Below are 17,869 nucleotides of genomic sequence, written 5' to 3'. Positions count from 1 at the left end.
TACTCAGGATGAAAATCGGGCAGAATGGCGATTTAATCGCCATTCTGTTTGATCGTATAGGTATTCTGCGCTTGACTCTCGAAGTTATTCATTATCCGCATCCCACGTTGAGGCATGTCTCAAAACCCCTCAAAAAGGTTGATCGTGAGCTGCGCGAGATGATTGTGCAGATGTTTGAGTTGATGTACAAGCATGAGGGTGTGGGATTGGCGGCCAATCAGGTTGATTTGCCATATCGGCTTTTCATCGCCAATCCTACCGGGGATCCCAAAGAAACCGACTCTGAGCACGTATTCATCAATCCCGTCTTACGTGGCGGCAAGGGTCAGGTCGAGGGTGAGGAGGGGTGTCTCAGTATTCCCGAAGTCAAGGGAAACGTGGTCCGCAAGGAGCGGATCACCATCGAGGCCTACAATCTTGCAGGTGAACAATTCAACGGAGAATTGGATGGGCTGTTTGCCCGCATTGCTCAGCACGAGGTCGATCATCTGGATGGAGTGTTATTCATTGACCGACTCTCGCCGGGGCAAAAAATCGACATTGGCGGGTATTTAGAAGAATTCGAGATTGATTTTCAGAGCAAGCGGGAACATGGCGAAATGCCCTCTGATGAGCAAATCGCAGCAAGAATTGCGGAACTTGAACGCATGCGAGCTTGACGCTTACTAACTCAACGGAGCACAACATGCGGATCATCCTATTGGGAACCGGACCGTTTGCTGTTCCTTCGCTGCGGACACTCGAGGCCTCAGAGCATAAAGTCTTGATGGCCGTGAGTCGGCCTCCACGGGGGCGCAAACCCATGCCAGCTCCGGTGCAGGTGGCTGCCGAGTCACTGGGTATTCCCGATTGGCAGCCCGAGACGGTTAACTCCGATGAAGCACGAGCTAGGCTGAGGGAATTGCGAGCTGATCTTCTGGTCGTCTGCGACTACGGAGAGATTCTCAAATCGGAGACTCTCGCCATCGCACGATTGGGGGGAATCAATCTGCATGGATCCTTGCTCCCCAAATACCGTGGTGCTGCACCCGTACAGTGGGCTGTCCTCAATGGCGACAGCGAGACTGGTAACACAGTGATTCAGATGACGCCGGGGTTGGATGCCGGGCCTGCGTTAGGTGTGGAACGAGTAGCGATTGATCCCGACGAGACCGCTGGTGAACTTGAGGTTCGCTTGGCCGAACTTGGGGCCGCTTTGGTACTGCGGGTTGTGGATGAATTGGCCACCGGCACAGAATCGCCCGTGGAGCAAGACAAAAGTCAGGCCACCAAGGCCCCCCGGTTGGCCAAGGAACATGGCGAAATCGATTGGTCACGCTCTGCGGTGGAGATTAAGAATCAAGTGCGAGCGCTGCAACCCTGGCCGCGGGCATTCACCGATTGGCACCGTAGCGCCGACGCAGCTCTACGATTGATCGTACATCGTGTCGCGCTTTGCGATGAAACATTCTCTGAAAGTACTCCCGGGAATGTAGTTTCGACAACTGGGCAGCTGGTCGTCACCACCGGTGACGGCTTCTTGAGCCTGCTAGAAGTTCAGCCTGCAGGTAAGCGCGTGATGCGAGCTGAGGAGTTTCTACGAGGGAATCCGATGCAAGTTGGAGACGAGTTGCTCTAGTTTTCCTGCTATCAGGCACAGATTTCGCCTCGCACGCACCACCACAATCCGTGTATCATGGGAGCTTGCAAAGGTGCGAAGAGACTTATTCCTTCCTAGCCGTTGGCACCAGGCCTGCGGTTATTAGCTCCGGAGTCGAAGCATGGATCGCTGGGACTTACTAATAATTGGTGTGGCTGGTTACATAGCAGTGATGGCTCTGATGCGGATGATGGCCAACCGGCGTAATGAGCTGGTCGCCCATGCCCGCGAACAAGTTGCGACGCAGCTGAAGAAAAAAAAGAAGCAAGAGAAGTCGAATCGCAATGCGGCATAGTGAAGCAGAGTATTTGAGTTGAGAGTTGAGTGATGGCTAAGAAACTCTATATCGAAACGGTTGGTTGCCAGATGAATGTGCTCGATAGCGAGCTCGTCGTGGCCAGTCTGCGCAAGCAGGGTTATGAACTGACCGACAACACAACTGATGCCGACACGATTCTATTCAACACATGCAGTGTTCGGCAGCATGCCGAGGACAAGATCTATAGCGCCCTTGGGCGGCTCAAGAATGCCAAGCAGACGCACCCACATAAAGTGATCGGAGTTTTGGGCTGCATGGCCCAGAAGGATCAGCGGCTGATCTTTGAACGCGCCCCCTATGTTGATTTGATCGTCGGGCCAGGCCAGTTGCATCAAGTTCCCGACCTCATCGCAGGCATCGAGGCTGGAGGTGGCCCTCAGATGGAAGTGAGCCTGGGTCGCAAGGAGGGGAGCCGTCAGCAAATCGAGCGGAGCCATGAGAGTTTCGACCCCCTGCGTGATGCAGCGATGCGACCGACACCTTATCAGGCCTACGTGCGGATCATGATCGGCTGCGACAAGTTTTGCACCTACTGCATCGTGCCGAGCGTTCGTGGTCCCGAACAGAGTCGTCCGCCGAGTGAGATACTCATCGAGGCACAGAAGCTTGCATCTGAGGGTTGCAAGGAAATTATCCTGTTGGGTCAGACGGTCAACAGCTATCGCTATAAGGAAGGGGACCGCACCACCCGCATGAGCGATTTGTTGGTATCTCTCAGCGAAATCGATGGACTGGAGCGGATTAAGTTTGTTACGAACTATCCCAAGGATATGACCGACGATCTTCTGACTGCCGTGCGAGACTTGCCCAAGTGTGCAAAGTATCTCCATGTGCCAGCCCAGAGTGGTTCGAATTCTGTGCTGGAGCGGATGAAACGCGGCTACTCGATTGAAGACTATCGCGAAATGATGGAGCGTATTCGCAGCATCGTGCCTGATGCGGCGGTGACCAGCGATTTTATCGTTGGCTTCTGTGGAGAGACAGAAGATGATTTTCAACTCACTTGTAAGCTTGTCCACGAGCAGCGATTTAAGAACAGCTTTATATTCAAGTACAGCGAAAGACCTGGAACCCGTGGGGCCGATCTATTTCCTGATGACGTGCCTGAGGAAGTGAAAAAGCGCCGCAACAACGAGCTTCTGGCGATGCAGAATGTCATCAGCGAGGTGGACAACCAGCCGTTCATCGGCCGCCAAGTGGAAGTTCTGATCGAAGGACCCAGCAAAGCAAGCGAGCGCCAGGGGACTGCCGATTCCGAACAGTTGCAGCTAACCGGTCGGACGATGTGTGACCGCATCGTGGTTTTCGACGGCAATCGACGTCAGATAGGCCAGACGTTGCCAATTGCGATCTATGATGCCAACGCTCACACGCTATTTGGTGCAGTCGTTACGCAGCACGTGGGACCAGAGCTGTTTTCTTTAGGTGCTTAGGCGCATTCCCGTTGATCTATGGTTGAGGTGGGGTGAGAATAGAATCGGCTTCGCGAATAATGCCGACGAACCTATCCCCGCATAGAAGAGACTTGCCTGGTGACTAACGTTGCGATTGATCTTGAGTCCGTGCGTCGTGCCGTCGATGATCGGGATGAGGCGGGGCCACTCTTAAAGTCATTGGGAGTTGCCAATCTCCGCTCGGCGCACGCCAATCTGGTAAAGCTCGCGGAGGATATTCCTCTGGATCTCTTAAGCATGCTCATCGAGCAATTCAGAGAAACCGCTCCGCAATTAGCTGACCCCGATATGGCACTGAATAATCTGGAGCGTTTTTTTCAGACGGCCCGTAACCCGCTGGCGATGGCATCGCTTTTCGAGCGAGATCACACAACCCTGCCGAATCTGCTCTTGATTCTCAACACTAGCCAATATTTGAGTGATCAGTTGTGTGCTGATCCTGAGAGTTATGACTTACTTCGGATGACGGAAGGTCGTCCAGTCGCTCGTGAGGTGCTGGTCAACGAACTCGTCGGCGAAGTCCACTCGATGGACAGTGAATCAGATGTGCTCGCAGCATTGCGCCGATTCAAGCGGCGCGAAACTTTGCGGATTGCCTATGGAGACATTGTGCTCGAAGTTCCCGTGGCCCAGGTCACTCGGCAGATTTCCTATGTGGCCGACTCCGTGGTCGAAGCGGCCATGGATTTTGCAATTCGCAAAGTGGGCAAACGCAAGCAGCATGGAAACGTCCGAGAGTTTTCGCCTCCACGTATTGTTGCCCTAGCCTTGGGCAAACTAGGAGGCTTGGAACTGAATTACTCGAGTGACATCGATCTCGTGTTCCTATTTCAAGCAGCGAGTACAGGGCAGGGGGATGCAAGTCAGACCATCGCGACTTCGATTGCCCAGGAGACGATCAATCTGCTTTCCGAAACGACCGAATTGAGTTTCGCCTATCGCGTAGACATGCGACTCAGGCCCGAAGGGAGGCAAGGCCCCCTGTGTGTGAGTGTCGACCAAGCACTCGGCTACTACGACATGCGAGGCCGCACCTGGGAACGGCAGGCTTATGTAAAAGCTCGGCCAATCGCTGGTGACCTGGAACTTGGTTATGAATTCTTGGGGCGATTAGAACCTTGGGTTTTTCGACGCTACTTGAGTCTAACTGATATCACTGGCATCAAAGCACTGAAACGCCGCATCGAAGTCCGCAGCACGAACGGAGAGTTTGCAGCCAGCGACGTAAAAGCTGGTTTGGGAGGAATACGCGATATCGAATTTGTGATTCAGTTCTTACAGCTCCTTAATGGTGGGGCTCTCGAAGAAGTGCGGACTGGCAACACGCTCGAAGCGATCGCCAAACTCAGCAGGGCCGGCGCGCTGACACATCAAGAAAGCACGATGCTTGAGGAGAACTACAGCTATCTTCGAAAACTAGAGCATCGCCTACAAATCATGTACGATCTCCAGACCCATCAACTCCCCAAGTCGGAAACAGATCTGGTGAAGATCGCTCGAAGGATGGGTTATTATGATACGGAAAAAGTATCGGCTCTGGAGTCTTTTCGCAACGATTTTCGCCAGCGAACTGAAATCGATCGCAAAATTCTCGATCACTTGCTGCATGATGCCTTTGGAGATAATGCAGAGAGCGAACCCGAAGTCGATCTGGTAAACGATCCCGATCCCTCGCCGGAGACGATTGCCAAAGTTATGGACAAGTATCCGTTCGCCGACTCCCAGGCGGCATACGCTAATCTCATGTCGCTTGCGGAAGAACGAATTCCGTTTCTCTCGACACGGCGTTGCCGGATGTTCTTGGCGTCGATTGCTCCCCGTTTGCTCGCGGCCATCGCCAAGACGCCTGATCCCGACGTCACACTAGTGAATCTGAGCCGAGTGAGCGATTCACTAGGCGGGAAGGCAGCATTGTGGGAGTTGTTTAGCAGCAACCGTCCTACACTGAATCTGTATGTCACATTGTGTGCGGCCTGCCCCTATCTGGCAGGCATCCTCACCAGCAATCCGGGCATGATTGACGAACTGCTGGATAGCTTGTTGTTAGGAAGGCTGCCCAATCTGGAGGCCGTCGAAGCAAGTCTGGCCGAACTGACCCGAGGGGCCGAAGACAAAGAACCAATTCTACATAGCTTCAAGGTCTCACAGCACTTGCGTGTTGGAGTACGTGACATACTTGGCAAGGATGACATCCAGGCCACCCATGGTGAACTCTCCGACATTGCTGAAGTGTGTTTGAGGGAAGTCGTCGAGATGGAATACGACAAACTCGTCGAAAAACGGGGCGAGCCTCGGATTGACCCGCCGAGCGAGACCAAGTCATCCTCCAGCGAAGAGAAGCAGTTCGCCGAGTGGGAGCCGAGTCCCGAACGGATTGGCAAACCTTGTGAATTCATAGTATTGGCTATGGGAAAACTCGGCGGGCGCGAACCGAATTATCACAGCGATCTCGACCTCGTATTCCTCTATGAGGCTGAGGGCCGCACGGTCACCGATCGCCGAGGTTCGGCCGACTCGACGACGAACAATCATTTTTTCAGTGAATTAGGACAGCGAATCATCAAACGAATGTCGGACTTTGGTCCCTACGGGCGGCTGTTCGAGGTGGATCCTCGACTGCGACCTACCGGTCGTGGTGGGGCGCTATCAGTTTCCCTAGAGGAATTCGTGCGATATTTTCTCGAAGGTGCCGGTCAGCTTTGGGAACGCCAGGCATTGTGTAAGGCCCGTGTGGTTGTGGGCAGTCCAGTGGCAGCAAACAAGGCAATGGAAGCAGTCGTGGCTGCGACCTACTGTAAGCCATGGCAAGCAAGCGATGCTACGGAAATCCACGGGATGCGTATGAAACTTCAAGAATCAGCCAGCGAGCGCAACCTCAAACGGGGCCCCGGCGGCACGATGGATGTCGAATTCATCGTGCAAATGCTTCAGCTCAAATATGGCCAATCCCACCCAGCGGTCCGCGAAACGAACACCCTCAACGCCTTAGCCTCCCTGGAGCAAGCAGGTTTTCTGTCTGAGGAAGATGCCCGCTTTTTAAAGGATGCTTACAACCTACTTCGAAACGTGGAGGCACGAATACGGCTAATGGATGCTACAGGTCGTCACGAGTTTCCCGAAGAGGACCGCGAACGCGCGAAGTTAGCATTTCTGATGGACGGGACGGAACCCCAGAAACTTGCGGAGGAGGTGTTCGAAACTTGTCGCAAGGTGCGCGAAACGTTTCTGCGGATTTTCGCGGAGGCTGAAGGTTAGATTGAACACGCGCTGAAATACTAAGTGACTTTGGCGTATTTCAAAACGTCAATTGATGCTGCCCGTCTTGAAACGTGAGTTCAATCGGCTCGCCTTCGATCGTACACTGAGGGCAAGCCGCGATTTCATCGCGGAGGTCTTCACTCACGAAGAGGTGGTCCAGGTTCAATGAGTTTTGAATGAACATCCATCGCTCAGATCCGTAGCGGTGGACAATGCGTTCGACGACGGTCTCGTCGTCTTTCAGTGTGGCGGGGATTTTGGCCCGCTCCATGTCACCGGTGGTGTAGACGTTGATGAAAGTCTTGTGTTCGTCAATCGCATCGCGGAGACGCTGAGTGATGAAGTCGGCCAGACCGACGCCGATGGCGTTGCCTTGTGAGGCGGCAGCCAGCGAAAGTGCTGCGATGATGTTGATGTTGGGTCGGTCGAGATCTTCGTATCCTTTGACGCCACGGTAGCCGATCACGTTCGTGTCCATTCCAGTGCCGCTGAACGTTTTGCCGATTTCGTTCACGATCAATACGTCAAGTTCATCAATGGGGATGCGCGGGAAATAATCGCGGCAACGATCCAATAGTGCGGGTTCGCGCTTGAGGATCTGGTCGGCAGGTAGGGCGTGAACCTCGGCCGTTTGATCGAAACCATCTTCGAGTATCGCCAGTCCCGCCCAGAATTTGCCGGAGTCGACAAGCACCTGGCCCATCTCCAACAGCATGTCTTTCATCTGTGGCGTAGGGCTGGAGTGGAAGGTCTCGGCCGACTTAATCTTCCCCATGCCGACGACCATCATTTTTACCAGTCCGCTCTGTACCGGGCCGGAGAAACAGGTGTGCAACTTAACGCGATTGATGACCAGAATGCCATCGGCCTCGTAGGAGTGACGATCAAGCCACACGTCGCCCGTCTTCACAGAAGCAATCTTGACACACTCCATGCTGGATAGAATCGGCATCTGCATTGCTTCTTCGGTCATGCCGAGCGATTCAACCATCTGTTGTTGCCCTTCGGCGGTCGCCCCGTTGTGCGAACCCATGGCTGGCACCATGAAGGGTTCTGCCCCATGCTTGCGGAGCCAATCGCCTGCGGCGCGAACGATCGTGGGAATCTGTGAGATGCCACGACTGCCAACCGGTATTGCTACACGACCCTGAGGCGGCTCTAAGCCGAGGGCATCGAGTTGTGCGTGCACCTCGGCCGCTACGTCGGCGAGCGGGTTAGAAACGAGATTCTGTCGAACGGAAAAGAATTTCATAGTAATCAGTGGTCGGTAGGCAACAATCAGGGGTCAGTGCTTAGATGCAATGAGTGTCTCCGGGGTCTCGGCGGCAAGAACGAGTATCTTACCATCCCCCATACGACCGGTGCGGGCGACTTCCACTAATTTTCGAACGACCTCCTCGCAGCGAGCGTCTTCGACCCAGGCGGTGATCTCCACTTTGGGGAGAAACGCCTCGGAATATTCGCTCTCAGAGTACTGGTCGAGATAACTTTTTTGCCGACCCATCCCTTTCACCTCGCGCACATGCACTGCTTCTAACGGAGCGAGCCGCAGCCCTTCGAGAATTTTCTCGGCGAGGTACGGCTTGACGATAGCGATGACTTGGCGCATGGGGGTAGCTTTCAGCAATTGTTTACCAGCCATCATCAACCAGAATTTCTGAAAACTGACGGCTGATAGCTGACAGCTACTATTCTAACTGAAAAAATTCTCACCGAAGAGATCTAGCTCTGGGCCGGTTTCCACTTCCATATCGCCTTGGATCGTCACCTGGCAGGAGAGACGCATAGTCTCTTCGTGCCCCAGATAGGCCATCGCAGGAATAGGATCAAGTCCGCCCGGGGTGATAGGAGTTGGAATCGGCCATGTGAGCCGCGTTTTTTCCAAGATCCCCATCTTGCTGGCATTCTCCATGCCCTTGATGATATTCACGCGGCAAGTGCCACATTGGCCAAGGCCGTGACAATTGACGACCTTGTTGAGTGAGGCTCCGAAGCCGTTGAGGCCTTGATGCGGATTCACGCCGGCCTTCATGGCCTCTTTGCGTAGATTGGCGCCCTCGGGAACCTCGATTTCTTTTTTCTCTTTGATAAACTTCAAGACCGGCATCGGCGACCAACCCTTTGGAACTTGTGGGAAACGCAAATCGAGAGGATCGGCTACCGTTGCTGCCGACCAGCAGGTAGGATAATCTACCGCGCCGCAAGGAGTCAGAAAAGTGGAAACACTCATGGTTTCCGCATAAATTTGACATGTTTCACTGTCGGCAGTTCGTCACCGAAATACCCGTTTCCTAGCATAACCCGATAGAATTGAGCGATGGGCAAACAATATTCCAAACATCAACAGAAGATCATCAAGAACTATTATGACAACAAGGACGCGATTTCGCTGCAGAGACTCAGTGAATTGGTGACCGATCTCTATTTGGCCGAAGGCAAGGGTCGACAAACCAAATGGAATCAGGTAGTTGGAGTCCTGGAAAAGTTGGGTCTCAGCGCTAAGCGGATCGAACAGTTGCGTAAGAAGGACGACCCATCGATGCTGGTCAAGGTAGTGGAAGAAATCATGGCTAAGGAGGAGTGAAATAAAGAGAAATTAGAAGAAATAGGCCGCGGATGAACGTTGATGATGCGGATACACGCGGATCAGAATATTTCTAAGTCTGCGCTAGTCCGTTCAGTCCGCGTTTATCCGCGGCGAGTTTCTTTAATTCCTATCGATCTACAAGTTAGTATCAAATGCAACAATACATCACCCTCCTCAAACACATTCTCGACAACGGCGTCGTCAAAAGCGATCGCACGGGGACAGGTACACGGAGTGTCTTCGGTTACCAAATGCGTTTTGATCTCGAAGAGGGATTCCCTCTGGTGACAACCAAGAAGTTGCATCTGCGGTCAATCATTCATGAATTGCTATGGTTTCTGCAAGGAGAGACGAACGTACGTTATCTCAACGAGAACCGAGTGTCGATTTGGGATGAGTGGGCCGACGACGAAGGGGAACTCGGACCCGTCTATGGCAAGCAGTGGCGATCTTGGGCGACTCCCGATGGACGCAGCATCGATCAGATGGGTGAAGTCGTGGACGCGATTCGCACGAATCCCGACTCACGGCGACTGATTGTGAGTGCCTGGAATGTGGCTGACATCGATCAGATGGCATTGCCGCCGTGTCATTTGTTGTTTCAGTTTTACGTTGCCGAGGGAAAACTATCCTGTCAGTTATATCAGCGCAGTGCAGATGTGTTCCTCGGCGTCCCTTTCAACATCGCGTCCTACGCTCTGTTGACGATGATGGTGGCTCAGGTGACAGGTTTGGGCGTTGGTGATTTTGTCCACACGCTCGGTGATGCCCATTTGTATGATAACCATTTGGAACAAGCCACCTTGCAATTGTCGCGCACACCACGACCACTGCCGCAGATGAAAATCAATCCGGCCGTCGACGACCTATTCGCCTTTCAGTTTGCGGATTTTGAACTCACCAACTACGATCCGCATCCCCATATATCTGCACCGGTGGCTGTATGAAACTAGCGATTCTGGTAGCCGTCTCGGAAAATGGCATCATCGGTCGCGAGGGGCAACTTCCCTGGCACATGTCAGCCGACTTGCGGCGGTTCAAACGCATCACGATGGAACACGCGATCCTCATGGGACGTAAAACTTGGGAATCAATCGGAAGGCCGCTCCCCGGGCGAACTTCCATCGTGATATCCCATCGGCCGGACTATGAGACGGGGCATGCTGAAGTTAGAGTCGCCGGCAATCTCGAACAGGCGATGGACTATGCGAAACAGGCTGATTGCGACCAAGACCAAGCGTTTGTGATCGGAGGGGCAGCAATCTACGAGTTGGCGTTACCCCAAGCCGACCGACTCTATTTCACGCGAGTCCATGCCGAGGTGGAAGGGGACGTGAGCTTCCCCGAGGTTGACTGGTCTCACTGGGAAGTGAAAGAAGAGTCTCATCATACGGCCGATGAGTTCGACCAGTTTGACCACACTTTCACGGTATATCAGCGAGTGAGGGCGTAGTGGCAGAGGCGAGAAAGACCTGCGATTGGCAGTACGCTGGCCGCGGCGAATTGGTGCCGTATCACGATCAGGAGTGGGGCGTCCCCGTCCACGACGATCGCAAACAATTCGAGTTTCTCACGCTCGAAAGCGCTCAGGCAGGGTTGAGTTGGATCACGATCTATCGCAAACGCGAAGCCTACCGCAAGGCGTTCGCCGAGTTTGATCCAGAGAAGGTTGCTCGCTTCACAGAGAAGCGAATCGAGAAGCTGCTCCTCAATCCCGGCATCGTCCGCAACCGACTCAAAGTAAACGCTGCCGTGACCAATGCTCGCGCCTTCTTGGAGGTGCAAGAAGAATTCGGCACGTTCGACAAATACATTTGGGGTTTCGTCGGAGGCAAACCGAAAGTCAACAAATGGAAGCGAATGAGCCAACTCCCTGCCAACAGTAAAGAGTCCGATGCACTTAGCCGCGATCTCAAACAGCGAGGCTTCAAATTCGTGGGCAGCACGATCATTTACGCCCACATGCAAGCCGCAGGACTAGTGAACGACCATCTGGTGCATTGCTTTAGGCATAAGGAGTGTGCAGCCCTGCTGTGATCAGCCTTCATTGTTCTGTTTGTTGTACGCCATCACATCCCCAATCGATTTTGCCCCAACGGCCAGCATCACGAGACGGTCGAACCCCAGGGCGCAGCCGGATGAATCAGGGAGTCCCAGCTCCATCGCAGCCAGCAGCGACTCGGGTAAGGGGAGGGCAAGGCGGCTATCTGCTTCTCGATGTTGATTCACTTGCGTGAGACGACCGCGGAGTTCAGCGGAGTCGGTAAGTTCATGATATCCGTTGGCCAGTTCGACACCTTGGAAGTAAAGCTCAAACCGTTCTGCCACTTGTGTGCCATCGTCGCGGGTGGCAAGTTTTGCCAGAGCTGCCTGGCTGGCCGGATAATCGTAGAGAATCGTGGGTGAATCGAGTCCCAACTTTGGTTCGATTCGTGCGGCCAGCAGCAGGTTGAGCCACTCGTCGCGGTCTGTCGTTGGCATGTCTGCCGGAATCGAGACTTCATGATGTTCAGCGCAATTGGCCAGTTGCTTGCTAGTGGCTGTATGAGGGCAAATGCTCAGCATGGAGTGAAACGCTTCGCTATAGCTGATACGTCGCGCTGGTGGTGTACCGAGCAGTGATTGGCAGAGTTCATCGAGAAAAGTCATGCCGGCCTGCATATCGTCCCCCGCACGATACCACTCGACCAGCGTGAACTCGGGGTTGTGTAGTTGACCCGATTCGCCGGCGCGGAAGGAACGTGTGACTTGGAAGATGGATGACAGACCCTCGGCTATGAGGCGCTTCATGTGCAGTTCAGGAGAAGCCTGTAAGAATGCAGGGTGACGCGTTGCGTCTCGGCTTAGGGCCATGGGTTCGATATGCAGCTCAGGGATTATTTCACTGGAGAGCAATGGTGTTTCCACCTCGATGAAGTCGCGATCGAAAAAGAATTTGCGCAGTTTTCGTAGCAGTTCACTACGTTGCTGCAGATACTGGAGTCGCTTGTCCATGTCGTACACCGTCTAACTAAGCAGACGCCCGTGCTACGATTGGTTGGCCAGGAAGTAGCGGAGGCATGGGGCAGTCGAGCATGTCACACATCCCTCGGAAGAGTTCTGCTTCTTTGATCGACACGTCGCGATCGTAACAGATCAGGTCCGCAGCAGCTTCGATAATTTGATGGCGATGTTTGGGGGCTACTGTCCGAATCGTCTCCAGTGCCTTCTGCAATGCTGGTAGTGTGCATTCGGAAGCTGGTAGCAGCGGGACGGATATCTCAGGCAGCATTTCGGCAGCATGGCGAAAGGAATGTTCCACACGCTTTCCCGAATTGTCGAGATTTGCCAAGGTGGAAAGGAGAATGCCGACTTCATGCTCCAGTCTCGCAAGACTATAATAGGCAACTCGGGGTGGACGAGTGGGCTCAAATTGAGGCCGCAAATGTCGCAGCAATACGCTGTGTAACATCCATTCAAACGCAGCGATGCGGTTATCCGCTTCCACAAGTTTCTTAAAAGCCTGTGAAAAACGGCGGTATTGCTCTTTGGTCATTGTTCGCAGTGCAGGCAATGCCAAGTCCACGAGGGCGAGCCGTGCGCGAGGATCTACGACGCGCACCACCGGATCGAGTTTTCTCGTGAGGTCTACAACGTCCGGTGATATAGTTTTTGTTAGAGCGTTGAACTGCTGCTCGCGAATTTCCTGGTTCGAATCCAGCAGCAGCGCAAACATGACCGCTCGCCCGCCGTAAGGTTCCTGAACCGCAGAGCGGATTTCTGGTGGAAGGCGGTCAATTAATTCAGCAGCGTACTCACGGTGGGTTTCAGTTGGGCTACCAACTTGCTCGGGTGAATGGCGCACGACTTCCAGAGGAACTTCGTCGGCACCAGCAGCCAGTCCGACCAATCCAGCGGCGGTTCCCAACTCGGTCAAAGCGGCAGGGATCTTTGGCACTGCCGGAAACTTGCCATCCCAACGGGGTTCGAGGGCAAGGATGCGTTTCTCTAGTGGGGGATGCGTCGCCATCAAACCAGTGAAACCTTCCCAAACACCTTGACCGAAATACATGTGGCTCAACTCAGCAGCATGGACGTTCTTTAACCTTGAGCCAGAGACAAAAGCCCCGATTCGCTTCAATGCACCAGCGATCCCCTCAGGATTGCGAGTGAATTGCACCGCAGAGGCATCGGCCAGGTACTCACGTTGACGCGAGATGGCCGCTTTGATCAAGCCCCCGAAAAAGGTGCCAAGATATCCGATGACAACCAGCGCCAGACCAACGGCCAAGAAGTAGATGGTCGGGTCCCCCTTACTACTGCGTCGATTTCCGCCTCGAGCTGCAATATTGAAAAGCAAACGCCCCAGAAGCCCCATCAGCAAGATGCCATGCAACACTCCGATCATACGGATGTTAAGACGCATGTCGCCATTGAGAATATGGCTGAACTCGTGGGCAACAACCCCTTGTAGTTGATCGCGCGTGAGCTGTTCGGCAGTCCCCTGAGTGACCGCCACAACAGCATCGCTAGGAGAATATCCAGCGGCGAAGGCGTTGATGGCCTTCTCGTCTTTCAACATGTAGACCGGTGGCACCGGTACTCCAGAAGCAAGGGCCATTTCTTCGACGACGTTGACTAGGCGGCGTTCCACAGGATCAGTCGTATTCTGTGGAACGCGCTGGGCCCCCAAGTTCTCAGCAACGGTGGTTCCCCCGCCACGAAGTTGCGCGAGTTTGAACAAGGTTCCACCTGCGATCAAGGCTAGTGTGAAGCCTCCTGTTCCCAAGGGAACGTTCCACGCCTTGGGTGAATAGCCAGCGGCACTATCGGCAAAGAGTTGACTCTTGCCGGAAGCTTCGATCAGGCCGATCGTCGCAAGAAACACCGTAGCGACCATCGCGATTACCGCCAGAATGAATACGACGACCAACCATTTGGTTGTGCGGCGTGCATCGGTCTGGCGCTGATAGAAATTAGTAGACATAGAGGGAAAGGTTGAGAGTGGATCGTGGAGTAACGGAAACGGGAGAGTGTCTCTGGACACTCGATCCTCAACACTCAACTCTAAGCTTCCATCATTCAAACGACACTTTGGGAGCTTCGGCGATGGCTGCGCTGTCTTCGAACTCTAGTAATTCGGCGTCGCTGCTGTGGCCGAACATGTTAGCGAAAAACACGGGGGGGAACGACTGGCGGTAGGTGTTGTAGGCAGTCACGGCGTCATTGTAGGCCTGACGAGCGAATGCCACACGGTTTTCCGTCGAAGTGAGTTCCTCGGTTAGTTGGGCCATATTTTGATTCGCCTTGAGGTCGGGATAGGCCTCCGAGAGGGCGAATAGTCGACCAAGCGTTCCACCGAGAGCGGTTTCTGCAGCGGCAAGTTCTTGCATCGCTTTGGGATCGCCAGGAGAAGCAGCGGCTTTTTGAAGTCCGCCAACAGCTTGATTACGGGCGTTGATGACAGCTTCGAGCGTTCCTTTTTCGTGGCTCATGTACCCTTTAGCGACTTCGACCAGATTGGGAATCAGATCGTACCGCCTCTTGAGCTGCACTTCGATTTGAGAGAAAGCGTTTTGGAAGCGATTGCGTAACGCCACCAAGCGATTGAAAATTCCCACTCCATAAAGCAGGAGCAAGAAACCAATACCAACGATAATAGCAAGAATTACCCAAGGGGACATGTGCGTCTCCATTTGTTAACGGAAAAGGGGGGCGGATTGGAATTCTATACTTTGTTCGTTTTACAGTGAGTGATCTTGCTAGAAAAATCCTCGATTTCTCGGAGGTCCGCCTAGACGGATGCCTCCGGATTGAGAATTATCCTTCTTCAGGATCCTTGGCTCGTTCGATGTAACTTTGAGTTCGGGTGTCGACACGGAGCCAATCACCGATGTTGATAAATGCGGGGGCAAGAACCTCGGCACCTGTTTCAAGTGTCACCGGTTTCGAGACGTTGGTGGCTGTGTTCCCCTTGACAGCAGGTTCACAGTACTCGACTTTCAGGACCACATGGTTGGGAAGTGTCACGCCGATGGGATTGTCGTTGAACACCAGCAGCGAGCAGTCCATCCCTTCTTTGAGAAATTTGGCGTCGTCGCCGAGTTGGTCTGCGGTCAATTCATATTGCTCGTAGTCGTCGAGCTTCATGAAGACGAATCCATCCACCTGCTTGTAGAGGAATTGGGCGGTGAATTCTGACACATCGGCCGCCTCGACCGTTTGTCCAGCTCGGTAGGTTTTGTCGGTGACCGTCCCCCGTACCAAGTTCTTTAGCTTGCACTCATAGAGGGCATTTCCCTTGCCGGGCTTGCGGAAATTCATTTCGACCATCTGGAAAGGAATGCCATCGATCTGGATTTTTAGTCCTTTGCGGAATTCGTTCGTACTATACGTGGGCACGGTGTATCTTCCTGTTTAGCTTCGGGTTATCTTGGGTTATGTCTTTGGTGCAGCGGCAACTCGGTGTTGCTGGTTGCTTGACGGATGCAATGAAATCGCGAAATGGCTATTCTAACGAGTAATGATCGATCTGTCCGCCCCGCCTCAAAACCGGCGCAGGAGGACTCTTGGCAGGCCGAAATCCGCCAGGCAGTGCGCACCTCGTCCGAGTTATGTCGTCGGCTAGGGCTCTCTGAGAGCTTGGCCTGTGATGCAGCCGTAGGCGCTGCCCAATTCCCAGTGTTTGTGCCGCCAGGCTATTTAGCTCGTATAGAACCGAACAGCCCCCACGATCCGCTTCTCCGACAGGTTCTGCCACTGGGGGGAGAAGGCAAAGCCGTGGATGGTTTTACAGCCGATCCAGTGGGCGATGAATTAGCGGCTCTGCATCCTGGCGTGTTGCAAAAATACCAGGGTCGCGCGCTGCTGATTGCCACGGGGAGCTGCGCGGTACATTGTCGGTACTGCTTTCGGCGCCACTATCCTTACGAAGAAGTACCCCACAGCGAAGCGGCTTGGGATTCGGCGCTGACTGCAATTGCGGAGGACCCCTCGATTACGGAAGTCATACTCAGTGGAGGTGATCCGTTGATGTTGGTGGACTCACGGCTAGCGATGTTAGTGGGTAAGATAGCAGATTTGCCCCACGTTACACGACTTCGGATCCATACGAGATTACCGATTGTTGTGCCTCTGCGAGTCACCGACGAGTTGCTCCAGACTCTTACCGATACGCGACTGACAAGTGTGATCGTTGTCCATACAAACCATGCTCGTGAACTAGCCCATGACGTGGCAGTAGCACTCAGCAATCTTCGCGATGCTGGCATCACGCTCTTGAATCAAGCGGTCCTGCTTCGGGGGGTCAATGATTCGGTCGACGCGCAGCGGGAGTTGAGCGAACGACTCGTCGCGGTTGGCGTGTTGCCATACTATTTACATCAATTGGATCGCGTAGCGGGGGCGGCTCACTTTGAAGTGCCGATTGCAGAGGGGAAGCAATTAGTTGGCGAACTTCGACGACAACTGCCGGGCTACATGGTGCCACGTTACGTGCAAGAGATCGCTGGCGAAACGAACAAGACGGTGCTCGCATGAAACAAGTCAGCATCTTCGACGCACCTGAATTTGAACGATTGCAGCGAGAACTGCAAATCGATCCCCAATACATGCGTAAATTGCGTAACGCATTATTCAAACATTTCCAAGCCGATGATATGGCGATCGTCGACTTCCCCTCCCCGGAGCGACTTTCCTTACATCCTCTCACTATTGAATCACGTCATGATTCACAACTTGATGGTGCAACCAAATTATTGTTTCGTACAGCGGGTGGAATGCTCATTGAGACCGTGATTCTCCGCATCACGACGGGTCGTACAACTTTGTGTGTGTCGAGTCAGGTTGGTTGTGCAGCGGCGTGCGATTTCTGCGCTACAGGCAAGATGGGAATCGCACGTGTTCTTTCGGCTGAGGAAATCTGCGATCAGGTATTGCAGACGGGGCAACTGCTAGCAAGAGAAGGCCGCAAACTTCGCAATATCGTCTTCATGGGGATGGGTGAGCCATTCCACAACGAGGAGCAACTTTACTCATCCCTCCAAATACTGACCGATGCGAAGATGTTCCATTTCTCTCCAGCGAAGATCCTGGTCTCGACGGTGGGGATTGCCGACGCAATGCTTCGCTGTGTACGCCGGTTTCCCCAAGTTAACCTCGCTTTGAGTTTGCACAGTGTCAATCAGATAGTGCGCGAGCAGTTGATCCCCATTGCCAAGAAATATCCTCTCGAACAATTGCAGGCTACTCTCCGGAAGGTGAACTCATTGCAGGGAAAGCCTGTAATGATTGAGTATCTGATGCTCTCCGGCGTAAATGATTCAGATGATGATGCCTGCGCAGTAGTGGATTGGCTCACTAGCCTCAATGTCCATGTCAATCTGATTCCCTATAACTCGATCGAGGACGCCCCGCATCTTGCAGGGACAGATCGAGCAGGTCGCGAAGCCTTCGCTGGAATTCTCAAGCAGGCTGGCATTCCAACAACGATCCGCTATTCATTGGGAGCCGATATTGCTGCCGCTTGCGGGCAATTAGTTCGGAAAGAGAATCGTGCTCAGGCGATGGCGCAGTTGCAGTAATCGGAAACAATCAAGGATCACGCGATGACCCCACAAGTTCGATGGAAATGT

18 protein-coding genes are annotated in these 17,869 nt (G+C 53.5%); 11 read left to right on the top strand and 7 right to left on the bottom strand.

Annotation, left to right across the window (positions count from 1 at the left end):
• The first annotated feature begins 8 nt into the window (after window positions 1-8).
• From def to Pr1d_RS23145, 5 genes are all read left to right on the top strand, one after another.
• Window positions 9-659 carry a peptide deformylase gene (gene def, locus Pr1d_RS23160; RefSeq protein ID WP_238476575.1) on the top strand — a complete coding sequence of 217 codons (651 nt, stop codon included), beginning with the start codon at window positions 9-11 and terminating at the stop codon, window positions 657-659.
• Between the two features lie 26 nt (window positions 660-685).
• Entirely contained in the window at window positions 686-1,618 is a 933-nt protein-coding gene (gene fmt, locus Pr1d_RS23155) for a methionyl-tRNA formyltransferase (protein WP_148075752.1), read from the top strand.
• A gap of 142 nt (window positions 1,619-1,760) precedes the next feature.
• A complete protein-coding gene (locus Pr1d_RS25910) occupies window positions 1,761-1,934 on the top strand; it encodes a hypothetical protein (RefSeq protein ID WP_168205443.1) in 174 nt (57 codons plus the stop codon).
• 32 nt (window positions 1,935-1,966) lie between these two features.
• Window positions 1,967-3,391 carry a tRNA (N6-isopentenyl adenosine(37)-C2)-methylthiotransferase MiaB gene (gene miaB, locus Pr1d_RS23150; RefSeq protein WP_148075751.1) on the top strand — a complete coding sequence of 475 codons (1,425 nt, stop codon included), beginning with the start codon at window positions 1,967-1,969 and terminating at the stop codon, window positions 3,389-3,391.
• A 99-nt stretch (window positions 3,392-3,490) separates the two neighbouring features.
• Window positions 3,491-6,667: a [protein-PII] uridylyltransferase family protein gene (locus Pr1d_RS23145; RefSeq protein WP_148075750.1), complete on the top strand. Its 3,177-nt coding sequence runs from the start codon at window positions 3,491-3,493 to the stop codon at window positions 6,665-6,667.
• Between the two features lie 40 nt (window positions 6,668-6,707).
• Here the strand turns inward: Pr1d_RS23145 and Pr1d_RS23140 are convergent, their stop codons facing one another.
• The 3 genes from Pr1d_RS23140 to Pr1d_RS23130 form a co-directional block, all read right to left on the bottom strand.
• On the bottom strand, window positions 6,708-7,922 hold the full coding sequence (locus Pr1d_RS23140) for a DUF362 domain-containing protein (protein WP_148075749.1): 1,215 nt from the start codon (window positions 7,920-7,922) through the stop codon (window positions 6,708-6,710).
• Between the two features lie 33 nt (window positions 7,923-7,955).
• The gene (locus Pr1d_RS23135; RefSeq protein ID WP_148076500.1) at window positions 7,956-8,279 is read right to left on the bottom strand and encodes a P-II family nitrogen regulator; all 324 of its coding nucleotides are present in this window, start codon (window positions 8,277-8,279) and stop codon (window positions 7,956-7,958) included.
• An 84-nt stretch (window positions 8,280-8,363) separates the two neighbouring features.
• Window positions 8,364-8,900, bottom strand: coding sequence for a 2Fe-2S iron-sulfur cluster-binding protein (locus tag Pr1d_RS23130; protein WP_238476573.1), 537 nt, complete (start codon window positions 8,898-8,900; stop codon window positions 8,364-8,366).
• A gap of 87 nt (window positions 8,901-8,987) precedes the next feature.
• On the opposite strand from Pr1d_RS23130, the gene Pr1d_RS23125 reads away from it, so the two are divergent.
• The 4 genes from Pr1d_RS23125 to Pr1d_RS23110 all read left to right on the top strand — a co-directional run bounded on the left by Pr1d_RS23125 (window position 8,988) and on the right by Pr1d_RS23110 (window position 11,294).
• Entirely contained in the window at window positions 8,988-9,254 is a 267-nt protein-coding gene (locus Pr1d_RS23125; protein ID WP_148075748.1) for a hypothetical protein, read from the top strand.
• Between the two features lie 155 nt (window positions 9,255-9,409).
• Complete coding sequence (locus Pr1d_RS23120; protein ID WP_148075747.1) at window positions 9,410-10,204, top strand: thymidylate synthase; 795 nt, start codon at window positions 9,410-9,412, stop codon at window positions 10,202-10,204.
• Window positions 10,201-10,710, top strand: a complete 510-nt coding sequence (locus Pr1d_RS23115) for a dihydrofolate reductase (RefSeq protein WP_148075746.1) — start codon at window positions 10,201-10,203, stop codon at window positions 10,708-10,710. The genes Pr1d_RS23120 and Pr1d_RS23115 overlap by 4 nt, the downstream gene beginning before the upstream one ends.
• A complete protein-coding gene (locus Pr1d_RS23110; protein ID WP_148075745.1) occupies window positions 10,710-11,294 on the top strand; it encodes a DNA-3-methyladenine glycosylase I in 585 nt (194 codons plus the stop codon). Before Pr1d_RS23115 ends, Pr1d_RS23110 begins: the two co-directional genes overlap by 1 nt.
• On the opposite strand, the gene epmA is transcribed toward Pr1d_RS23110, so the two are convergent.
• The 4 genes from epmA to efp all read right to left on the bottom strand — a co-directional run bounded on the left by epmA (window position 11,295) and on the right by efp (window position 15,638).
• The gene (gene epmA, locus Pr1d_RS23105) at window positions 11,295-12,251 is read right to left on the bottom strand and encodes an EF-P lysine aminoacylase EpmA (protein ID WP_148075744.1); all 957 of its coding nucleotides are present in this window, start codon (window positions 12,249-12,251) and stop codon (window positions 11,295-11,297) included.
• Window positions 12,252-12,267: 16 nt separating this feature from the next.
• The gene (locus Pr1d_RS23100; protein ID WP_148075743.1) at window positions 12,268-14,223 is read right to left on the bottom strand and encodes a M48 family metallopeptidase; all 1,956 of its coding nucleotides are present in this window, start codon (window positions 14,221-14,223) and stop codon (window positions 12,268-12,270) included.
• Window positions 14,224-14,314: 91 nt separating this feature from the next.
• Window positions 14,315-14,920 carry a LemA family protein gene (locus Pr1d_RS23095; RefSeq protein ID WP_148075742.1) on the bottom strand — a complete coding sequence of 202 codons (606 nt, stop codon included), beginning with the start codon at window positions 14,918-14,920 and terminating at the stop codon, window positions 14,315-14,317.
• A gap of 136 nt (window positions 14,921-15,056) precedes the next feature.
• Window positions 15,057-15,638 (bottom strand): elongation factor P, encoded by a 582-nt coding sequence (efp, locus tag Pr1d_RS23090; protein ID WP_148075741.1) that lies wholly within the window; start codon window positions 15,636-15,638, stop codon window positions 15,057-15,059.
• A 102-nt stretch (window positions 15,639-15,740) separates the two neighbouring features.
• Between efp and epmB the strand changes: the two genes are divergently transcribed.
• The gene (gene epmB, locus Pr1d_RS23085; RefSeq protein WP_148075740.1) at window positions 15,741-16,775 is read left to right on the top strand and encodes an EF-P beta-lysylation protein EpmB; all 1,035 of its coding nucleotides are present in this window, start codon (window positions 15,741-15,743) and stop codon (window positions 16,773-16,775) included.
• The gene (gene rlmN / locus Pr1d_RS23080) at window positions 16,772-17,818 is read left to right on the top strand and encodes a 23S rRNA (adenine(2503)-C(2))-methyltransferase RlmN (RefSeq protein ID WP_148075739.1); all 1,047 of its coding nucleotides are present in this window, start codon (window positions 16,772-16,774) and stop codon (window positions 17,816-17,818) included. Before epmB ends, rlmN begins: the two co-directional genes overlap by 4 nt.
• The last annotated feature ends 51 nt before the right edge of the window (window positions 17,819-17,869 follow it).

The sequence above is a fragment of the Bythopirellula goksoeyrii genome (assembly GCF_008065115.1).
Classification (GTDB): Bacteria; Planctomycetota; Planctomycetia; order Pirellulales; family Lacipirellulaceae; genus Bythopirellula; species Bythopirellula goksoeyrii.
The sequence above is the reverse complement of the archived record's forward strand: the minus strand, read 5'-3'. Positions and strand labels throughout refer to the sequence as shown.